Annotated in this window: 20 protein-coding genes; 7 read left to right on the top strand and 13 right to left on the bottom strand. The window is 57.1% G+C overall.

Features of this window, described 5'->3' with window-relative positions:
* Positions 1-806 (bottom strand): alcohol dehydrogenase catalytic domain-containing protein (locus MWU55_RS00515; protein WP_246933718.1); only part of this gene is annotated, 806 nt, incomplete at its 3' end.
* 111 nt (positions 807-917) lie between these two features.
* Here MWU55_RS00515 and MWU55_RS00510 point away from each other — a divergent pair.
* A complete protein-coding gene (locus MWU55_RS00510; RefSeq protein WP_246933717.1) occupies positions 918-1,193 on the top strand; it encodes an I78 family peptidase inhibitor in 276 nt (91 codons plus the stop codon).
* Between the two features lie 51 nt (positions 1,194-1,244).
* Here MWU55_RS00510 and MWU55_RS00505 read toward each other — a convergent pair whose 3' ends face one another.
* From MWU55_RS00505 to paaI, 4 genes are all read right to left on the bottom strand, one after another.
* Entirely contained in the window at positions 1,245-1,694 is a 450-nt protein-coding gene (locus MWU55_RS00505) for a cytochrome c (protein ID WP_246933715.1), read from the bottom strand.
* Between the two features lie 106 nt (positions 1,695-1,800).
* Positions 1,801-2,379 (bottom strand): TetR/AcrR family transcriptional regulator, encoded by a 579-nt coding sequence (locus MWU55_RS00500; protein ID WP_246933714.1) that lies wholly within the window; start codon positions 2,377-2,379, stop codon positions 1,801-1,803.
* A 3-nt stretch (positions 2,380-2,382) separates the two neighbouring features.
* Positions 2,383-3,690, bottom strand: a complete 1,308-nt coding sequence (paaK, locus tag MWU55_RS00495; protein WP_246933712.1) for a phenylacetate--CoA ligase PaaK — start codon at positions 3,688-3,690, stop codon at positions 2,383-2,385.
* Positions 3,691-3,728: 38 nt separating this feature from the next.
* Complete coding sequence (gene paaI / locus MWU55_RS00490; protein WP_246933710.1) at positions 3,729-4,160, bottom strand: hydroxyphenylacetyl-CoA thioesterase PaaI; 432 nt, start codon at positions 4,158-4,160, stop codon at positions 3,729-3,731.
* A gap of 273 nt (positions 4,161-4,433) precedes the next feature.
* Between paaI and MWU55_RS00485 the strand changes: the two genes are divergently transcribed.
* The gene (locus MWU55_RS00485) at positions 4,434-4,781 is read left to right on the top strand and encodes a DUF2794 domain-containing protein (protein WP_246933708.1); all 348 of its coding nucleotides are present in this window, start codon (positions 4,434-4,436) and stop codon (positions 4,779-4,781) included.
* A 3-nt stretch (positions 4,782-4,784) separates the two neighbouring features.
* Here MWU55_RS00485 and MWU55_RS00480 read toward each other — a convergent pair whose 3' ends face one another.
* From MWU55_RS00480 to MWU55_RS00470, 3 genes are all read right to left on the bottom strand, one after another.
* Positions 4,785-5,636, bottom strand: coding sequence for a C40 family peptidase (locus tag MWU55_RS00480; RefSeq protein ID WP_246933706.1), 852 nt, complete (start codon positions 5,634-5,636; stop codon positions 4,785-4,787).
* On the bottom strand, positions 5,633-7,015 hold the full coding sequence (locus tag MWU55_RS00475; protein WP_246933704.1) for a leucyl aminopeptidase family protein: 1,383 nt from the start codon (positions 7,013-7,015) through the stop codon (positions 5,633-5,635). The genes MWU55_RS00480 and MWU55_RS00475 overlap by 4 nt, the downstream gene beginning before the upstream one ends.
* A gap of 87 nt (positions 7,016-7,102) precedes the next feature.
* Positions 7,103-7,483: a hypothetical protein gene (locus tag MWU55_RS00470; protein WP_246933702.1), complete on the bottom strand. Its 381-nt coding sequence runs from the start codon at positions 7,481-7,483 to the stop codon at positions 7,103-7,105.
* 142 nt (positions 7,484-7,625) lie between these two features.
* Here MWU55_RS00470 and MWU55_RS00465 point away from each other — a divergent pair, with 142 nt between their 5' ends.
* From MWU55_RS00465 to MWU55_RS00450, 4 genes are read left to right on the top strand one after another with little or no spacing between them, the layout of a single operon-like run.
* A complete protein-coding gene (locus MWU55_RS00465) occupies positions 7,626-8,273 on the top strand; it encodes a carbonic anhydrase (RefSeq protein WP_246933700.1) in 648 nt (215 codons plus the stop codon).
* The gene (locus MWU55_RS00460; RefSeq protein WP_246933698.1) at positions 8,270-8,929 is read left to right on the top strand and encodes a lysophospholipid acyltransferase family protein; all 660 of its coding nucleotides are present in this window, start codon (positions 8,270-8,272) and stop codon (positions 8,927-8,929) included. Before MWU55_RS00465 ends, MWU55_RS00460 begins: the two co-directional genes overlap by 4 nt.
* Positions 8,926-9,867, top strand: a complete 942-nt coding sequence (locus tag MWU55_RS00455; protein ID WP_246933696.1) for a phosphatidate cytidylyltransferase — start codon at positions 8,926-8,928, stop codon at positions 9,865-9,867. The genes MWU55_RS00460 and MWU55_RS00455 overlap by 4 nt, the downstream gene beginning before the upstream one ends.
* A 9-nt stretch (positions 9,868-9,876) precedes the next feature.
* Entirely contained in the window at positions 9,877-10,500 is a 624-nt protein-coding gene (locus tag MWU55_RS00450; RefSeq protein ID WP_246933694.1) for a CDP-alcohol phosphatidyltransferase family protein, read from the top strand.
* A 12-nt stretch (positions 10,501-10,512) separates the two neighbouring features.
* Here MWU55_RS00450 and MWU55_RS00445 read toward each other — a convergent pair whose 3' ends face one another.
* The 4 genes from MWU55_RS00445 to MWU55_RS00430 form a co-directional block, all read right to left on the bottom strand.
* Positions 10,513-11,226, bottom strand: coding sequence for a helix-turn-helix transcriptional regulator (locus tag MWU55_RS00445; RefSeq protein WP_246933692.1), 714 nt, complete (start codon positions 11,224-11,226; stop codon positions 10,513-10,515).
* A 47-nt stretch (positions 11,227-11,273) separates the two neighbouring features.
* A complete protein-coding gene (locus MWU55_RS00440; protein ID WP_246933691.1) occupies positions 11,274-11,561 on the bottom strand; it encodes an antibiotic biosynthesis monooxygenase in 288 nt (95 codons plus the stop codon).
* 12 nt (positions 11,562-11,573) lie between these two features.
* Entirely contained in the window at positions 11,574-11,987 is a 414-nt protein-coding gene (locus MWU55_RS00435) for a hypothetical protein (protein ID WP_246933689.1), read from the bottom strand.
* A 195-nt stretch (positions 11,988-12,182) separates the two neighbouring features.
* Positions 12,183-13,205 carry an aspartate-semialdehyde dehydrogenase gene (locus MWU55_RS00430; RefSeq protein WP_246933687.1) on the bottom strand — a complete coding sequence of 341 codons (1,023 nt, stop codon included), beginning with the start codon at positions 13,203-13,205 and terminating at the stop codon, positions 12,183-12,185.
* Positions 13,206-13,561: 356 nt separating this feature from the next.
* Between MWU55_RS00430 and MWU55_RS00425 the strand changes: the two genes are divergently transcribed.
* Positions 13,562-14,869: a DEAD/DEAH box helicase gene (locus MWU55_RS00425; RefSeq protein WP_246933686.1), complete on the top strand. Its 1,308-nt coding sequence runs from the start codon at positions 13,562-13,564 to the stop codon at positions 14,867-14,869.
* On the opposite strand, the gene MWU55_RS00420 is transcribed toward MWU55_RS00425, so the two are convergent.
* The gene (locus tag MWU55_RS00420; RefSeq protein ID WP_246933684.1) at positions 14,866-16,053 is read right to left on the bottom strand and encodes an MFS transporter; all 1,188 of its coding nucleotides are present in this window, start codon (positions 16,051-16,053) and stop codon (positions 14,866-14,868) included. The genes MWU55_RS00425 and MWU55_RS00420 overlap by 4 nt on opposite strands.
* Positions 16,054-16,091: the final 38 nt, after the last annotated feature.

Raw genomic sequence — 16,091 nt, 5'->3', positions numbered from 1 at the left:
TTCACATTGCCGGTCGCATCAAAGCTGTAATCCGCGCCACCGCCCGTCAGTTCAACCAGATGGGCCACCATGTCGCCATCCACCTTCGAGGGGTTCACGAAATCGGTCATGCCAAAGTGGCGCCCCATTTCTTCTTTGCTGTCATTCAGGTCCACACCCACGATCTGATCCGCACCGGCCATCCGCAGGCCCTGGATCACGTTCAGGCCAATGCCGCCCAGACCGAAGACCACAGCGGTCGACCCGATCTCAACCTTGGCGGTGTTGATCACCGCGCCAATGCCGGTTGTGACGCCACAGCCGATGTAGCAGATCTTATCAAACGGTGCGTCCTTGCGGACCTTAGCCAGCGCAATCTCGGGCACCACGGTGTGATTGGCGAAGGTCGAGCAGCCCATGTAGTGGTGGATCGGCGTGCCATCCAGCATCGAGAAACGGGTCGAGCCATCGGGCAGCAAGCCTGCACCCTGCGTTGACCGGATCGACTGGCAGAGGTTGGTTTTCGGGTTCAGGCAATAGTCGCATTCACGACATTCTGGGGTGTAGAGCGGGATCACGTGATCGCCGACTTCGAGTGAGGTCACACCTTCGCCCACTTCAATCACGACGCCTGCGCCTTCGTGGCCCAGAATGGCCGGGAAGATCCCCTCGGGATCGTCGCCAGAACGGGTGAATTCGTCGGTGTGACACAGGCCGGTGGCCTTGATCTCAACCAAAACCTCGCCGGCACGCGGGCCTTCAAGGTTCACTTCCATAATCTCAAGTGGTTTTCCGGCCTCTACGGCAACGGCGGCTCGCGTGCGCATGGGATTCCTCCTAGTGTTCAGTTGGCCCAAGGGTGGGCGAAACCCGCGCATATTTCAACAACGCAGCGACCAGCCCTTGTCTTGGGGCGACATTGGCGGGAGTTTAAACACATGAAACATCTATATGTTATCCCAATCTCCGTCGCGCTGGGCGCATGTGTGTCCGCTGAGACTCCCCCAACAACAGACGTCTCGCAGGAAAGCTGCGGAGCAGGTAATTACATGCATCTGAAGGGCAAAGATCAGGTGGCTTTGATGGGTCTGAAACTGCTTGAGAACCATCGCCTCATTCAACCAGGTATGGCCTATACGCAGGATTTTCAGCCAGAGCGTTTGAACGTCAGTATTGATGAGATGGGTTTGGTTGACCGCATCTGGTGCGGCTAGAAAACAAGAAAGGCGCCGCTTTGACAGCTGCGCCTCTCGCAAATTCAGAGATTACTTTTTCTTGCGGTAATCATCGTGACAAGCTTTGCACGTTCCACCGATCTGTCCAAGGGCAGCACCAATCGCACCTTGATCCGCGATCTCACTCACTCCTTTGGCCGCCATGACCATGTTGTCGGTTTTCTTCACGAAATCGTCCCAGTTCTCCCAAATCGCGGGCAGCGCTTCGGTGGCGGGATCGGCCTCGTTGGCTTCAAATAGGGCGGGCACCATCATGCCTTTTTCGGCGATGGTCGCGACGGCGGCATTCGCTTTGGCCGCGTCAAAATCCATTTCCCCTTTTGCCATGCCCGACAGTGTCTTCATGGATCCACCGATTGCCTTCATGGCTTCCATACGCTTGATCACGGCGGGGTTCGTTGCATCCGCGTGCGCGGTGACGCTGGCAACTGAAACGGTTAGGGCAGTGGCGGCAATGCTAATCTGTTTTGCAAATTTCATTTGGCATCCTCTTGGGGCTGGAATTGATTCACTCCAAGCTTAGACCAAACAACATGAAAGAGAATTGACAGGATCGTGATCGGCGAAATCCCGTCCAATCCTGCGTTTACAGATTGTGGATGCCGCCAGTGATCAGGTCGGTAACAAGGTCCGCGTAATCCTCGCGGTTCAGGCCCTTACCCGGTCGGTTCCACATGTAGTACCAGTTCAGAATACCAAAGACCGACATGGTCACGGCGCGCAGATTGGCACCGTTTTCGAACCGATCCGGAGCCTCTTTTCGTAACGCTGCCCCCATCATGTCGATCAGCCGCCGCTGAAGCTCGTACAAGGGGACTTGTTGTTCCGGTTCCAGAACATTCAGGCTGTCGAGTTGAAGCTTATGCTCTGCATCCGCGCCCTTATAGGCCACCAAGATTGCCCGGACGAGGCCGCGCAACCCATCGGTTTCCGGAGCGGCTTCGACTTCGGCGACCAACCCTGACAGGTGGTGATCCAGAATGTCGTAAAGCAAGGCCTCTTTGCTATCGTAGTAGTGATAGATCAGCGCTTTGGACACGCCGCAATGCTTGGCGGCGGCCGTCATAGATGCCCGGTCGAACCCGTGTTCCGCGAAATAGGCCGCTGCCCCCTTACGGATGGCAGCGCGTTTTTCTTCATGATCACGGGCGATCCCACGTGGCATGGGTTACTCCTTCGGTCGATTATCGACGACCCTTACAGCCTTACCCTCGCTTCGTGCAACCTTACCACCATCTGCAACATGCACTTTGGCGCTGACACCGACGTTGGATTTGATCTTGCTCGACAACGCACGGGCCGCGGCTTCGGCGCCTTCCTGCGACTGACCTTCGGCCATTTCCACATGAATATGCATTTCATCCATACGGCCAGGGCGCACAAGCTCGATCTGGAAGTGTGGGCTAAGCGCGGGCACATCCATCAGCTGTTCCTCGATCTGGGTTGGGAAGACATTCACGCCGCGCAGGATGATCATGTCGTCAGAACGCCCGGTGATCTTTTCCATTCGACGCATGGACCGCGCAGTACCCGGCAGAAGGCGCGTCAGGTCGCGGGTACGGTAACGGATGATCGGGAAGCCTTCTTTGGTCAGCGAAGTGAAAACCAGTTCGCCCAGCTCGCCATCCTCGACCACTTCGCCCGTGTCGGGGTTGATGATCTCGGGGTAGAAGTGATCTTCCCAGATGTGCAGCCCGTCTTTGGTTTCAACGCATTCGTTCGCCACGCCCGGTCCAATGACTTCCGACAGGCCATAGATGTCGACCGCGTGCATGTCGAAGGCTTCTTCGATTTCGCGACGCATGTTGTTGGTCCACGGCTCGGCACCGAAGATCCCGACCTTCAACGGGCTTTTGCGTGGGTCCATGCCCTGCTTGGCGTATTCGTCCAGAATGGACAGCGCGTAAGAGGGCGTCACGGTGATGCCGTCGGCGCGGAAATCCTCGATCAAACGCACCTGGCGCTGGGTCATGCCGCCTGAAACGGGCACGACGGTCAAACCGGCTGCTTCAGCGCCGCCATGTACACCCAAGCCGCCGGTAAACAGACCGTAGCCATAGGCGTTGTGAAGCACGTCACCCGGACGCAGACCCGAGGCACGCATGCAGCGCGCAACGACGCCCGACCACATGTTCAGGTCATTCTTGGTGTAGCCTACGACGGTCGGCTGCCCTGTGGTGCCCGAGCTTGCGTGAATACGAGCGATCTGCTCGCGGGGCACTGCGAACAGACCGAAAGGATAGTTGTCACGCAGATCTTGCTTCACAGTGAAGGGGAACTTCGCCAGGTCCGAAAGGCTTTTCAGATCATCAGGATGCACACCCGCGTCATCAAAGCTTTTCTTATAGAAAGGCACGTTGTCATAGGCGTGTTTCAGTGACCATTTCATGCGTTCCAGCTGAGTGGCAGCAATTTCATCCCGTGATGCGATTTCAATCGGATCAAGGTCTTCCTTGCGGGGTGTCAGGTCTTTCATATCTCTCCTCCGGCGGGGATCAGTCCCGCCTCACGTCATCAGTCTTGTTCGTCGAAATGGGTGCCGGATACCTGCCGTGAATGGCCGCGGAAGATCACCACAACGCGGCCGTCTTCGCCGGTGACCGTCACATCATAGATGCCAGAACGGCCTGCGCGGCTGACTTCGTCTGCGGTCGCCGTCAAACGTTCACCCAAGCTGCCGGGGCTTAGGTAGGTGACCGAGCAATGCTGCCCGACCACGCGGTCATTGTAGCTGTTACATGCAAAAGCGAAGGCACTGTCCGCCAGCGCGTAGGAAAACCCGCCATGACAGGTGCCGTGTCCGTTCACCATATCTTTGCGCACGACCATAGACAGCACAGCGCGCCCGGGTCCGACACTGTCAATCCGCATCCCAAGTGCTTGGCTTGCCGGATCGTCTGCCCACATAGCTTCGGCGCTTCGTTCGGCAATTTCCTGCGGCGTCATATGCCCCCCCAAAGATCACTCTGTAGCAGGATGCATAAAACCGACCGCTTGGTCAATAGTGTTGACTGTTGGGAATACAAAAGAATAGCTCCGGTGCCGCTACTAGGTGGGGGCTGTTCATGCGGCACCGGAATGAGCTTTCGCTCGCTATTGGTTAACTTTCTTCCGAGAACTGGGCGTCAAAACGGTCGCTGCATGAAATCTTGCTGGAGTTTTCACGGCAAAAATAGGGCAGGTATTGATTTGTTAACTATGCCGGTCCACTCTGAAGTTATGAACTGGCAAACAGCGACGCCCTTTCAAGGGGCAGGGAAACCGGCCGATCAGGTCGCCTTCAACCGCATCGAGCTTGGCGCGATTATGGGGCTTTATGGCCGAATGGTTGCCGCCGGAGAATGGCGCGACTACGGAATGAGCTTTCTAAGCGACGTTGCGATTTTTTCGATCTTTCGGCGCACAGCGGAGCATCCAATCTACCGAATCGAAAAGCGGCCCAAGCTGCGTGGCAAGCAGGGGCAGTATTCTGTGATTGGTATGGACGGGCGCATTCTGAAACGCGGCAGCGATCTGCGCACAGTGCTGCGAGTACTAGAGCGTAAGCTGATCCGCGCGGTCGAGTAACCCTTACAGACGCTTTCGTGATGTGACCGGGCCATCGCCCTGGGCTTCGATCCGCGTAATGGCGGATGCCATGTCCTCGTACACCACAGACATATCATGCGCATTAGCGTGGATCATCCGCGTGTCGTCCACCACCATCGCCACATGGCCTTTCCAGAATAACAGATCCCCGCGTTGAAGCGGTGCGCCCTCAGGGATTTCCTGGCCCAACGCGGCCTCTTGCAGATCGCTATCTGCAGGACAGCCGATCCCACACGCCAGTAGCGCCGCCTGCACAAGACCGGAACAATCGATGCCGAAACCCGAGTTGCCAGCCCAAACATAAGGTGTGTCCAGAAACTGTTCGGCAATCGTAACCGGATCCGAGGAGTACTCGTCAATTGGGCACAAGTGGGGCATCGGGATATAGCCATGTTTCGGGGCCGACATCGGGGTTTTGGGCAGTTTCACTTCAGCCCACTTGCCTTCAGTGGCCACCACCTGCACCTGGCTGTTCATGTGAAACACGCTGTTGTGCGGCGATTTGAAATTCGGTTCAGGATACATGTGGGTGGTGCGATGCGTCACCCGATGGGTCAGAGTTTGAGGGTCACCAAGCCCCCATGCTTCAAGATACCCGACATAACCGTCTTTCAGCGACTGGCCAAAGACCATGTGATCGTCGCCATCGAGAATGTTGAACTGGTCTCCTGATAGGACCTGCCGATCACGGTTCCCGCTGGGTGCATCCAGCAGAAAACTGTCACCCACGACTTGTTTCAGCGTGCCTTCGGTAAATCGTTGGGCGTTCACTTTACCGCGCAGGCTTTCATGCGCGACATTTTCGTTGGCGGGGGTAAGGCGGCGATCCATCATAGGTCCAACATATCAGGTAATGCGTCCAAAAGCGCGCGTGCGCCCATCCCGACGCCGCCTTTCGGGCGTCCCGGCGCGGCAGTGGGGTTCCAACCGTAAATGTCAAAATGCATGTAGCGCGGCGTATCCGTCACAAAGCGTTTCAGGAACAGGGCGGCTGTGATCGATCCTGCAAACCCACCTTTCGGCGCATTATCCAGATCTGCAATGCCGGGTTCGATCATCGCCTCATATGGGTCCCAAAAAGGCATCTCCCATACCGGGTCAGCGCTGGTCCGCGCGCCTTTGCGCAAGGCATCTGCATCTGTTGTGCTCGTCGCGTAAAACGGCGACAGATCCGGCCCGACGGCCACCCGCGCGGCCCCGGTTAGCGTGGCCATGGAAACGATAAGGTCTGGCTTGTCCTCATCCGCCAAGGCAAGCGCATCTGCCAGGACCAGGCGGCCCTCGGCGTCGGTATTGTTGATCTCGACCGTTAGGCCTTTGCGCGAAGTTAGGATGTCGCCAGGCCGAAACGCATTGCCCGCAACAGAGTTCTCGACGGCTGGAATGAGTACACGCAGTCGCAGTTTCAAGCCAAGCGCCATGATCATCTGCGCCAACCCCAGCACCGTGGCAGCCCCGCCCATGTCCTTTTTCATCAAACCCATTGAGGCGCCGGGCTTCAGGTTCAACCCACCCGTGTCGAAACACACGCCTTTGCCAACCAAGGTCAGTGACGGGCCTTCATCGCCCCAGTGCAAGTCGATCAGTCGCGGTGCGCGCGAGGCGGCGCGCCCTACGGTATGGATCATGGGCAAGTTGTCCTCCAACAGAACCTCGCCTGTGGTTGATTTGACCTTCGCATCAAAACGACCCGCCAAGTCACGAACAGCTTTTTCCAACTCATCCGGCCCCATATCCTCGGCCGGGGTGTTGATCAGATCTCGTGTTGTGGTTTCCCCGGCTGCGATAGCCTCAATTCGTGACGCATCAACACCTTTGGGCGCAACAAGTTGAGCCTTGGGGGCGGATTGCTTCGCATAGCGGTCAAAACGATACCCTTCCAGTAGCCAGCCCAAGGCGAATTCCTGCGTGATCATGTCCGAATGATCGCTTTCCAGCCGATAGACGCCTTCAGGAAGCTTGGCCCGCGCCGCGACCGCACCAAAACGTTTGCGCGCGCGTGTGTTTGCGGTTCCAAGCCCGGCCAGCGCCAACTCGATTCCACCCGAAGCGTTGGGGACAATCAGGCATTGGCCAAGGGCCCCGTCAAATCCGTTGGCATCGGCCCAGCTTTGGACCTGTTCCGGCAACTGCTTCAAGGCCTGCTGTTCGCCCTTTTCAATCAGGTGAAGGGGGATCGCGTGTTTGGAATTCGCAGCGAAGGTCTGGGTCATGGGGGCCTCGGTCAGTTGGTGTCCCGTGTTGCCCTGCAGAGTAGCGCCCTTAAACGTGGGGGCAATCCCTGTTCTGTCCCATGCCCCTTAAAGCGACATATCCTGCAAATCCCAAACCGCGATCAGGCTGCGTTCCCCCACGCGGGTCAGGCGGGCCATCGCGGCAGACAGTGCTACGCCATCATGTGTCTGGCATAATTCACCGACGTCGCGGGCCACGCGCGCCAAAGTTGTCATGCCAAGCCGTCGCGCAATCTGTTTCAGCTCATCTGCGCCAGAACGCAGATCGTCGTGTTTCCCCAGTTTGCGCGCTTTCTGAAGACGGGCCAGCCAAAGCGCCAAATCCTCAAGCGATTTGTTCAGGTCGCGATCCGCCTGCACAGGCCCAAACCGGACGTAAAGCGTGTGAAGCTGGTCCCGATCCAACTGTATTTCTTCCATATGGGTAAGTTTCGTAAACTCAGTCATTGCAGCACCCCGGTTGTCATTCGTCCCTCGTGGGCAGAATGGCGCCTGCATCTCAAGAAATCGTATATCGATAATGCAAAATTTGCTCGAATTTCTTGCAATTGCGGCGTAAAACCTTGTGAACGATTTACAGGAGACGTCCATGAACAATGCCCGCCCCCTTCCCGCATATCTTGTGCAACGTTATCATGGCTGGAATGCCACGACGTTTTCAGAAAACAAGGCGTGGTATCGCCGACTGGCAGATGAAGGTCAGCGCCCGCGTGCAATGATTATTTCGTGCTGTGACAGCCGCGTTCATGTGACACAAATGTTTGGCGCGGATCAGGGTGAGATTTTCTTGCACCGTAACATCGCGAACCTTGTCCCGCCATTTGCTCCAGATGGTGATTACCATGGCACATCCGCGGCGGTAGAATATGCCGTCACCGCGCTTAAAGTGTCCCACCTTATCGTGTTGGGTCATTCTAAATGTGGAGGTGTGAAAGGCTTTCATGAGAAATGCCTTGGGAATGCGCCAGAGCTTGCGGAGAACACCTCGTTCGTCGGCCGCTGGATCGATATTTTGAAGCCGGGCTACGAACGTCTTGGTGGGAACGATGCAGAAATCGAGGATTCGGCCTTAGAGAAGGAAGGTGTTCTTGTCTCGCTGGAAAACCTGATGACTTTCCCATTCGTGCGTGATGCCGTCGAAGCAGAAGAGCTATCGCTGCACGGTCTTTGGACAGACATCGGCGAAGGTGGGTTGGAGTTCTTTGACCACGAATCTGGTGAGTTTGTGCCAGTTTGACTATCAGAAAACCAAGTTTTCTAAGGTGGCTTTTTGCGCAAGTCACGGCCAATGCAATCGTGCTGTTCGCGCGTCTTGTCACTGCGGTGCGCGGTGTATGGGCCGGGGCTGATCCCGTTGCGAAAAAGCGCGTCTATTTCGCCAATCATGGTTCAAATGGCGACTTTGTTCTGATCTGGACGGTGCTGCCGCCTGCACTCAGGTCGCGAACGCGGCCCGTTGCGGGGTCAGATTATTGGCTGACCTCGAAGCTGAAAGCGTTCATCGGGCGCGACGTGTTCAATGCGGTGCTGATTGACCGCAACACTGCAACCCGAACAGAAGATCCTGTGGCCCAGATGGTCGAAGCTTTGGATGGTGGATCCAGTCTGATCCTGTTTCCAGAAGGTACGCGCAACGTGACCGAAGATCTGCTGCTGCCCTTCAAGCCCGGCCTTTTTCACCTGGCCAAAGCCCGTCCTGATGTTGAGCTGGTTCCCACTTGGATCGACAACCTGACCTCGGTCATGCCGAAGGGCAAAGTAATCCCGGTTCCGCTATTGTGCTCTGTCACCTTTGGCACGTCTCTGACCATCAAAGACGGTGAAGACAAGAAAGAATTTCTGGCCCGCGCACAAACTGCCTTGGCCGATCTGGCGAAAGAGGTCGCGGAATGAGTGCTCCTTCAGAGTTTTCAACCTTGATGATGGCCGTGCTGGCGATCCTGATCGTGGCCACGGTGGTCGCGCAGTTTCTGAAACTGAAGCTGGGTGCCGAAAATGATGTGATCGAGAACCTGATCGCACGGATCAACGCGTGGTGGGGCATGGTTGCGCTTTTGGCACTGGCCATGCTGGGCGGCAAGGCGGGCGTGGTGATCCTGTTTGCTTTACTCAGTTTTGCCGGGTTGCGCGAATTTCTAACCCTGACCGCGAAGCGCCGCGCCGATCACTGGGCGTTAGTGATCAGCTTCTTCGTGATCCTGCCCATCCAGTATCTGCTGGTTTGGAGTAACTGGTACGGAATGTATGCCATCTTCATTCCGGTTTACGCCTTCTTGCTGCTGCCGATTGTGGTGGCTGTGCACGGGGATACAGACGGATACCTAACACGAGTGGCCGAAACGCAGTGGGGCCTGATGATTTGCGTCTTCGCTGCCAGCCATGTGCCTGCGCTTTTGTCGCTGAATATCCCCGGATACGAGGGCAAGAATGTACTTTTGGTCGCCTTCCTTGTCGTCGTGGTGCAGCTGTCGGACGTGTTGCAATACGTCTGGGGCAAGCTAATGGGCAAACACAAGATCGCACCGCGCCTGTCTCCGTCCAAGACATGGGAGGGCTTCGTGGGCGGTGTTGCCTCGGCCTGTCTGGTTGGTGCGGGGCTGTGGTGGTTGACGCCGTTCTCCCCACTTGAAGCCGCGGGCATGGCGCTGGTCATCACCCTGATGGGCTTCTTCGGAGGCCTCGTCATGTCGGCCATCAAGCGCGACAAGGGCGTCAAGGATTGGGGGCATCTGATCGCGGGGCATGGCGGGTTTATTGACCGGCTGGACAGCGTCGTCTTTTCGGCCCCGATTTTCTTCCACCTGACCCGCTATTTCTGGTCCGTGGCCTAGGAGGTTTCCATGCAACGTCGTCCCATCGCCAGCCGAGACCGCAACTGGGCCAAACGCGCCGCAAGCTGGCTGGTCACAAAGAGTGTTACGCCCAATCAAATCAGCAAAGCGTCGGTGCTGTTTGCTCTGATTGCAGGTGGGGCGTTCTGGCTGTCGGGTGGAACGGGGGTGGTGTGGCTGATCCTCGCTGCGCTGGGCGTGCAGGGGCGACTGCTATGCAATCTCTTTGACGGGATGGTCGCGGTCGAAGGTGGCAAGGCCGAAGCGGATGGCCCCTTTTGGAACGAGGCGCCTGACCGTTACGCAGATATCCTGATCCTTGTCGGGATGGGCTTGGGTGCGGGCAGCCCAGCGTTGGGCTGGGCGGCTGCCACGATGGCCGTTCTGACCGCCTACACGCGCGAGGCGGGCGCTGCCCAAGGGCTGGAACCAGACTTCGGCGGACCAATGGCCAAACAGCACCGGATGGCATTGGCAACGGTTGCAGCCGTGCTGTCGATCTTTGTACCTGTGATTGCTGGTGTGCCCACGCTGACACTCGCCCTGTGGGTCATCACCCTTGGCGCAGGCGGCACCGCCCTTCGCCGCGGACGCGGAATGGTCGCGGCAATGAAAGCGCGCCGCGATACCTAATGCGTGTCAGGTCTAGCCGAGCAACGCATTGCGAAATTCAGTGGGCGTGGTGGCGGCAAATTTGCGGAAGGCGCGATTGAAGGCGCTGAGCGAGCTAAAGCCCACGTCTCCGGCAATTTGGATGATTGACGAACGGTCCTCGGCCAGAAGTGCGGCGGCGTGAATCATTCGCAATTGGGTAAGCGTTTCCGACCAAGTCATGCCGACATCTTTGTGAAAGCGCCTTTGCATGCTGCGTTCCGACATGTTGATTTTTCGCGCGACCTGCCCTGCGGTGATCGCGTCGGCAAGATGCGCCTCGGTGATGTCGATCGCCTGCCGGAGCGTTGGATCTGTCGAAGTGGGGCGCCGAACGTCAATAGATTTTGCCACAAGATCTGAACAAACATTCAGCAATGTCTGGAAAAATTGCTCTGCCTGTGGCGTCAGAGGTGTGTCGGCCCCCCAATCCTTACAATACTGGATCATTTGCCGTGCCATTGGCGACATCTGAAACACGACCGGCGTTGTCGGAAACCGTGTGCAAAATCCCGGAGTTGTTAGGACCGAGCAGGTTGTAACAGGTTTTTCGATGTTAATTCTGAGCAAGGTATTTGCAGGCACCCATGCCGCAAAAGACGGAGGCAGCAACCAACAATTGCCAGCAACTGACACGCGCAAAGCACCACTGAGGGCGTATAGCAAGTAGTCGCGCTCAAAGGCCGCGTCCAAAGTGGGACGCGGCATAAGATCTTGAAAGAAGCAATATGCCGTTGGGTGATCCGTCGTCATACTTAGACTGTATCGACCTCGGCTACGATGGTCACTGGCGGCTTTGTCATCAATGGTCGTAGACCGGCACCAAGTGTGGCGAATGTCTCGCTTGCGCGATAGTCATCGAACTGTACAATCGATTCCCACTGCTGAACGATCGCAACGCCATCGTTTGAAGGGCGCCGGAAGATTGCATAATGCGCACAACCTGCCATTTCTCGGACGGTGTCTGCCTGTACAGAGAACATGGCGATTGCGGCATCAAGATCGGTGGGGGAAAAGGCTGCTTCGACGGTAATCAATTTCATGTCAGGAGTTCCTTACAGATTTTCAGCATTGCCGGTGGCGATCCGTGTGATCACGCCGCGGGGCTCGTCGCGGGAGGCATCCGTGACAATAAAACCAACAGCCCCTCGTACTATCTGTGTGCAGCTGTTTTTGGGACCGTTGTCCCAGTCGACGCAATAAGATCCATCCTCAAGCCTCCAAGCCCCAAAAAGCTTTAGTCCGGCAGGAAGCAGAGCCGAAGCGGATCCGTCTGATTCAAAGAAAATTGGAGCAGTACCACCAACAGGCGCACCGGGTGCTCCGGCTGGCATGTCGACATAAAGGGTATTGCCAGTGATCAGCGCGCTAATTTGTGCAGTGTTCATCTTTTCGTCCGCGATGGCAGCGGACCCGAAAAGTCCGGCGGCGACGAGCACGCTGTGGAATATGCATGTTGTTTGCTTCATGAGTTGGTCCTCTTGTTTATGAACCAAATATGTCGGGATTATCTTTGGCGATCTTCCGCATGTTCGCCAAGATCGCGCCCTGAGCCGCCATTCGCGCCTACTGCAACAACTTGCAAAATGTGCTTCGAATATACGGTGCCACATAAAAAAGCCCTACCAAATGGCAGGGCTTTTCCGAAACTTTATGCGGACTAATCAGCCCTTCTTAAGAACCTCACGGCCCAGAAGCTCGGCGATCTGGACGGCGTTCAGGGCGGCGCCTTTGCGCAGGTTGTCTGAAACGCACCACAGATTCAGGCCGTTCTCGACTGTCACGTCCTGACGGATGCGGCTGATGAAGGTCGCAAAGTCGCCAACGCATTCGACCGGGGTGACATAGCCGCCGTCTTCGCGTTTATCGACGACCAGCAGACCAGGAGCCTGACGCAGGATGTCGCGGGCTTCGTCCTCGTCCAGGAATTCTTCGGTTTCGATGTTCACCGATTCCGAGTGGCCTACGAAGACCGGCACGCGCACACAGGTCGCAGTTACCTTGATCGACGGATCGACGATCTTTTTCGTCTCGGCGATCATCTTCCATTCTTCTTTGGTGTCGCCGCTATCCATGAACACATCGATATGCGGGATCACGTTGAAGGCGATCTGCTTGGGGTAGACTTTTGGTTCCACTTCCTGACCCGGCACGTACATGCCTTTGGTCTGGTTCCACAGCTCGTCAATCGCGTCTTTGCCCGAGCCCGATACCGACTGATAGGTCGACACGACAACGCGCTTGATCTTGGCGCGGTCATGCAAAGGCTTCAACGCCACCACCATCTGCGCGGTCGAGCAGTTGGGGTTCGCGATTATGTTCTTCTTCGCGTAATCGTGGATCGCCTGAGGGTTCACCTCGGGCACGATCAGCGGGATGTCGGGGTCGTAACGGTAGAGCGACGAGTTATCGATCACCACACACCCAGCCGCAGCGGCTTTCGGCGCGTATTGCTTGGTTGCTTCCGAACCCACAGCGAACAGCGCCATGTCCCAGCCGGTGAAGTCGAAGGTGTCCAGATCCTGGGTGGTCAGGGTCTTGTCACCAAAGCTGACTTCAGTACCGAGCGAACGGCGCGATGCAAGCGCAGCAATCTCGTCTACAGGAAACTGGCGTTCTGCCAGGATGTTCAGCATTTCGCGGCCCACGTTGCCCGTGGCGCCTACGACGGCGACTTTATAGCCCATTACGGCCTCCTATTTTCAATTCGTCTTTGAACCACCCAAAGACGGGGGGTTCTGTAGATCAGAATCATCATGCGCGAAAGGGCTTTCCCGACGATTTGCCATCATTTGTCGTTGACTTGTGTGGTTTTGGCTGTGATACGCGCGTTAACTGTCCGGTCGACGCGTGAGCGACCCGCCCCAGATGTGAGGCAGACAGTCCTTTCCACAAGTTCCCAAATCACGCGGGGTTCTAGCGGTCAGATCGGCGTTTGGGCATTCGGCCCGGCCGCGAGCTTCTGCTGCAAACCTAAGCGATGGGCGTTCGTGCCCCACCCGCGTGACAGCGGTGCACCCATGCGTGCGCCAGAAAGACGATGATGACAAAATTTGCAGATCTCGGGCTCGACCCGAAACTGGTCGCAGCCGTGACGGAAGCAGGCTACGAAACCCCGACCCCAATTCAAATTCAGGCAATTCCGCTGGTTTTGGAAGGCCGTGACGTGATGGGCCTTGCCCAAACCGGCACAGGCAAGACGGCGGCCTTTGGCCTGCCGCTGATCCACCAGCTTTTAAGCAACCACGACAAGCGGCAACCCAAATCGGTGAAAGCGCTTGTGCTGGCCCCGACCCGCGAACTGGTCAACCAAATCGCTGACAACCTGCGCCTTTATGTACAGGGCACTCACTTGAAAGTCCGCACCGTGGTCGGCGGCATGTCGATCAACAAACAGATTAATATGTTGGCTCCAGGGATTGATATTCTTGTCGCCACGCCAGGTCGCCTTATTGACCTGATGGACCGCGGATCGATCCGTTTGGACACAGCAACATTCCTTGTGTTGGACGAGGCCGACCAGATGCTCGATATGGGATTCATCCATGCCCTGCGCAAAATTGCACCAGAGCTGGGAACACCCCGCCAAACGATGCTGTTTTCCGCGACCATGCCCAAGTTGATGGCAGAGCTGTCGAAGGCCTATCTGACCGATCCCGCCCGAGTGCAGGTGTCGCCTCCGGGAAAGGCTGCCGACAAGGTTACGCAGGGGCTGTACTACTGCCCTGACCGCAATGCGAAGATCAACCGATTGATCGATCTTCTAAGCCATGATGAAGAGGCGCTTTCGCTCGTCTTCTCGCGCACCAAGCATGGGGCCGAGAAGCTGATGAAGCACCTTGTGACCAAAGGTTTCAAGGCGGTGTCGATCCACGGCAACAAAAGCCAAGGCCAACGTGATCGCGCACTTGCCGCGTTCCGCGCAGGCGAGGCGCGTATTCTGGTTGCCACCGATGTGGCCGCGCGTGGGATCGACATTCCCGGCGTCAGCCATGTCTATAATTTCGACCTGCCCGAGGTCGCCGATAACTATGTTCACCGCATCGGCCGCACCGCGCGTGCGGGTGCTGATGGGGATGCGATTTCCTTTGTGTCGGGTGTCGAACTGGGCCTGCTGCGTGACATCGAGAAAGTCATGAAGATCGAGATTCCAGTTCTGGGCGGCAAACGTCCCGCCGAGGAAAAACGCCCCCAACGTGGCCAAGGCGGCGGTGGCCGTCGTGGTGGTGGAGGTGGAGCCGGAGGTGGCGGTGGTCGCAAACCACGTGGCGCTTCGGGGCAGGGGCCAAAACCTTCCGGCAACCCAGGCGCGGGAAAGCGTCGTCGCCGTCGTCCTAAAAAGTCGGCTTAATCGGTGCGGTCCTGACTGAACAAGTACAGCAGGCACCCGATCAAGCCGGGGATGGCGAAGAACAGGAACACGGCCTGATAGGGGGCCGTGACCGCCACATCAGGGCCTTGCGCTGATTTGAAGACACTGGCTGAGGCATACTGGAATATGCCTACGCCACCGATCCCGAACATGTTCAAAAGCGTGACTCCCCGACCCACCAAGTGGGGCGGGTAGAAGCTGCGTGCATGTGCCATGATCAAAGGGAAGCTCGCGGCAAACAATCCAATGGCTGCCATCGTAAGTGAAACACGCCAGAGACCAGCTTCGGGCGCGATCCACAACAAGAACACCATCGAGACGGCAATCATGTTGCCCGCAAAAATCACCCATTTCCGGGTGCCAAATATCCGATCCATCGGTCCATAGGCAAAGCTGCCAATGACCATTGCCAAGGCAATAGCCATGGTGACCCAGCCGATGCCTGTCGTATCCAGCCCGTAAACGTCACGCAAATAGGGACCCGCCCAACTGCCCCGAAGGCCAGCGGCAGCGGTGTAATTCACGAACATGATCGGGAAGATCGCCCATAGCGCGGGCATTTTCAGAAGATCCAGCACAGAGCCTTTCTGCGCCCCATCTGCTGCAGTGACTTTAGGCGGGTTGTCCACCGCGATCATGATCAAAGCAGCAACAATCAGCGTTACTGCGGCTAACGCCCATAGGCACGCGCGCCAACCGAATTGCTCGACTGCCAGCGCCATAGGCAAAGCGCCTGCGATATTGCCCAGCGACCCGATACCAATGACCATGCCAGCCAGAGTTCCAAAGACCTTTGGTGAATACATGCGGGCGAAGATGAAATAGCTGGCCATCAGCACCGGAGAACAGCCGATCCCGATCAGGATCATCGCATATAGGATATGGTCCGGGCTTGAAGCCATGGCGAAAACGGCAGCTCCGCCAGCCCCTCCAACCGCCAACAAGCCTGCTGCCACTTTGCGCGGTCCAATGTTGTCCAAAGCCCAGCCAACCGGGATCTGCATCAAGGCAAAGACCAGAAACCATGCGCCGGAAGCGCGAGCCAAATCCTCTGGCGTTGCGCCAAGGTCCAGCTTCAGCGCGGGCGTCATAACGGCCAGAAATGCGCGATAGAACTGACTTAGCACGTAAGCCGCGATCAATGTGATGATGCCAACCCGCATGTGGATCTCCTGAATGCAACCCGCGCAGAAGACACGGG

The organism is Aliiroseovarius sp. F20344 (genome assembly GCF_023016155.1).
Lineage (GTDB): Bacteria > Pseudomonadota > Alphaproteobacteria > Rhodobacterales > Rhodobacteraceae > Aliiroseovarius.
The sequence above is the reverse complement of the archived record's forward strand: the minus strand, read 5'-3'. Positions and strand labels throughout refer to the sequence as shown.

Excerpts from the sequence above, each read along its gene's own strand:
- MWU55_RS00510 (WP_246933717.1), top strand. The coding sequence starts at position 918 with ATGAAACATCTATATGTTATCCCAATCTCCGTCGCGCTGGGCGCATGT.
- MWU55_RS00505 (WP_246933715.1), bottom strand. The coding sequence starts at position 1,694 with ATGAAATTTGCAAAACAGATTAGCATTGCCGCCACTGCCCTAACCGTT.
- MWU55_RS00500 (WP_246933714.1), bottom strand. The coding sequence starts at position 2,379 with ATGCCACGTGGGATCGCCCGTGATCATGAAGAAAAACGCGCTGCCATC.
- paaK (WP_246933712.1), bottom strand. The coding sequence starts at position 3,690 with ATGAAAGACCTGACACCCCGCAAGGAAGACCTTGATCCGATTGAAATC.
- paaI (WP_246933710.1), bottom strand. The coding sequence starts at position 4,160 with ATGACGCCGCAGGAAATTGCCGAACGAAGCGCCGAAGCTATGTGGGCA.
- MWU55_RS00485 (WP_246933708.1), top strand. The coding sequence starts at position 4,434 with ATGAACTGGCAAACAGCGACGCCCTTTCAAGGGGCAGGGAAACCGGCC.
- MWU55_RS00480 (WP_246933706.1), bottom strand. The coding sequence starts at position 5,636 with ATGATGGATCGCCGCCTTACCCCCGCCAACGAAAATGTCGCGCATGAA.
- MWU55_RS00475 (WP_246933704.1), bottom strand. The coding sequence starts at position 7,015 with ATGACCCAGACCTTCGCTGCGAATTCCAAACACGCGATCCCCCTTCAC.
- MWU55_RS00470 (WP_246933702.1), bottom strand. The coding sequence starts at position 7,483 with ATGACTGAGTTTACGAAACTTACCCATATGGAAGAAATACAGTTGGAT.
- MWU55_RS00465 (WP_246933700.1), top strand. The coding sequence starts at position 7,626 with ATGAACAATGCCCGCCCCCTTCCCGCATATCTTGTGCAACGTTATCAT.
- MWU55_RS00455 (WP_246933696.1), top strand. The coding sequence starts at position 8,926 with ATGAGTGCTCCTTCAGAGTTTTCAACCTTGATGATGGCCGTGCTGGCG.
- MWU55_RS00450 (WP_246933694.1), top strand. The coding sequence starts at position 9,877 with ATGCAACGTCGTCCCATCGCCAGCCGAGACCGCAACTGGGCCAAACGC.
- MWU55_RS00445 (WP_246933692.1), bottom strand. The coding sequence starts at position 11,226 with ATGCCGCGTCCCACTTTGGACGCGGCCTTTGAGCGCGACTACTTGCTA.
- MWU55_RS00440 (WP_246933691.1), bottom strand. The coding sequence starts at position 11,561 with ATGAAATTGATTACCGTCGAAGCAGCCTTTTCCCCCACCGATCTTGAT.
- MWU55_RS00435 (WP_246933689.1), bottom strand. The coding sequence starts at position 11,987 with ATGAAGCAAACAACATGCATATTCCACAGCGTGCTCGTCGCCGCCGGA.
- MWU55_RS00430 (WP_246933687.1), bottom strand. The coding sequence starts at position 13,205 with ATGGGCTATAAAGTCGCCGTCGTAGGCGCCACGGGCAACGTGGGCCGC.
- MWU55_RS00425 (WP_246933686.1), top strand. The coding sequence starts at position 13,562 with ATGACAAAATTTGCAGATCTCGGGCTCGACCCGAAACTGGTCGCAGCC.
- MWU55_RS00420 (WP_246933684.1), bottom strand. The coding sequence starts at position 16,053 with ATGCGGGTTGGCATCATCACATTGATCGCGGCTTACGTGCTAAGTCAG.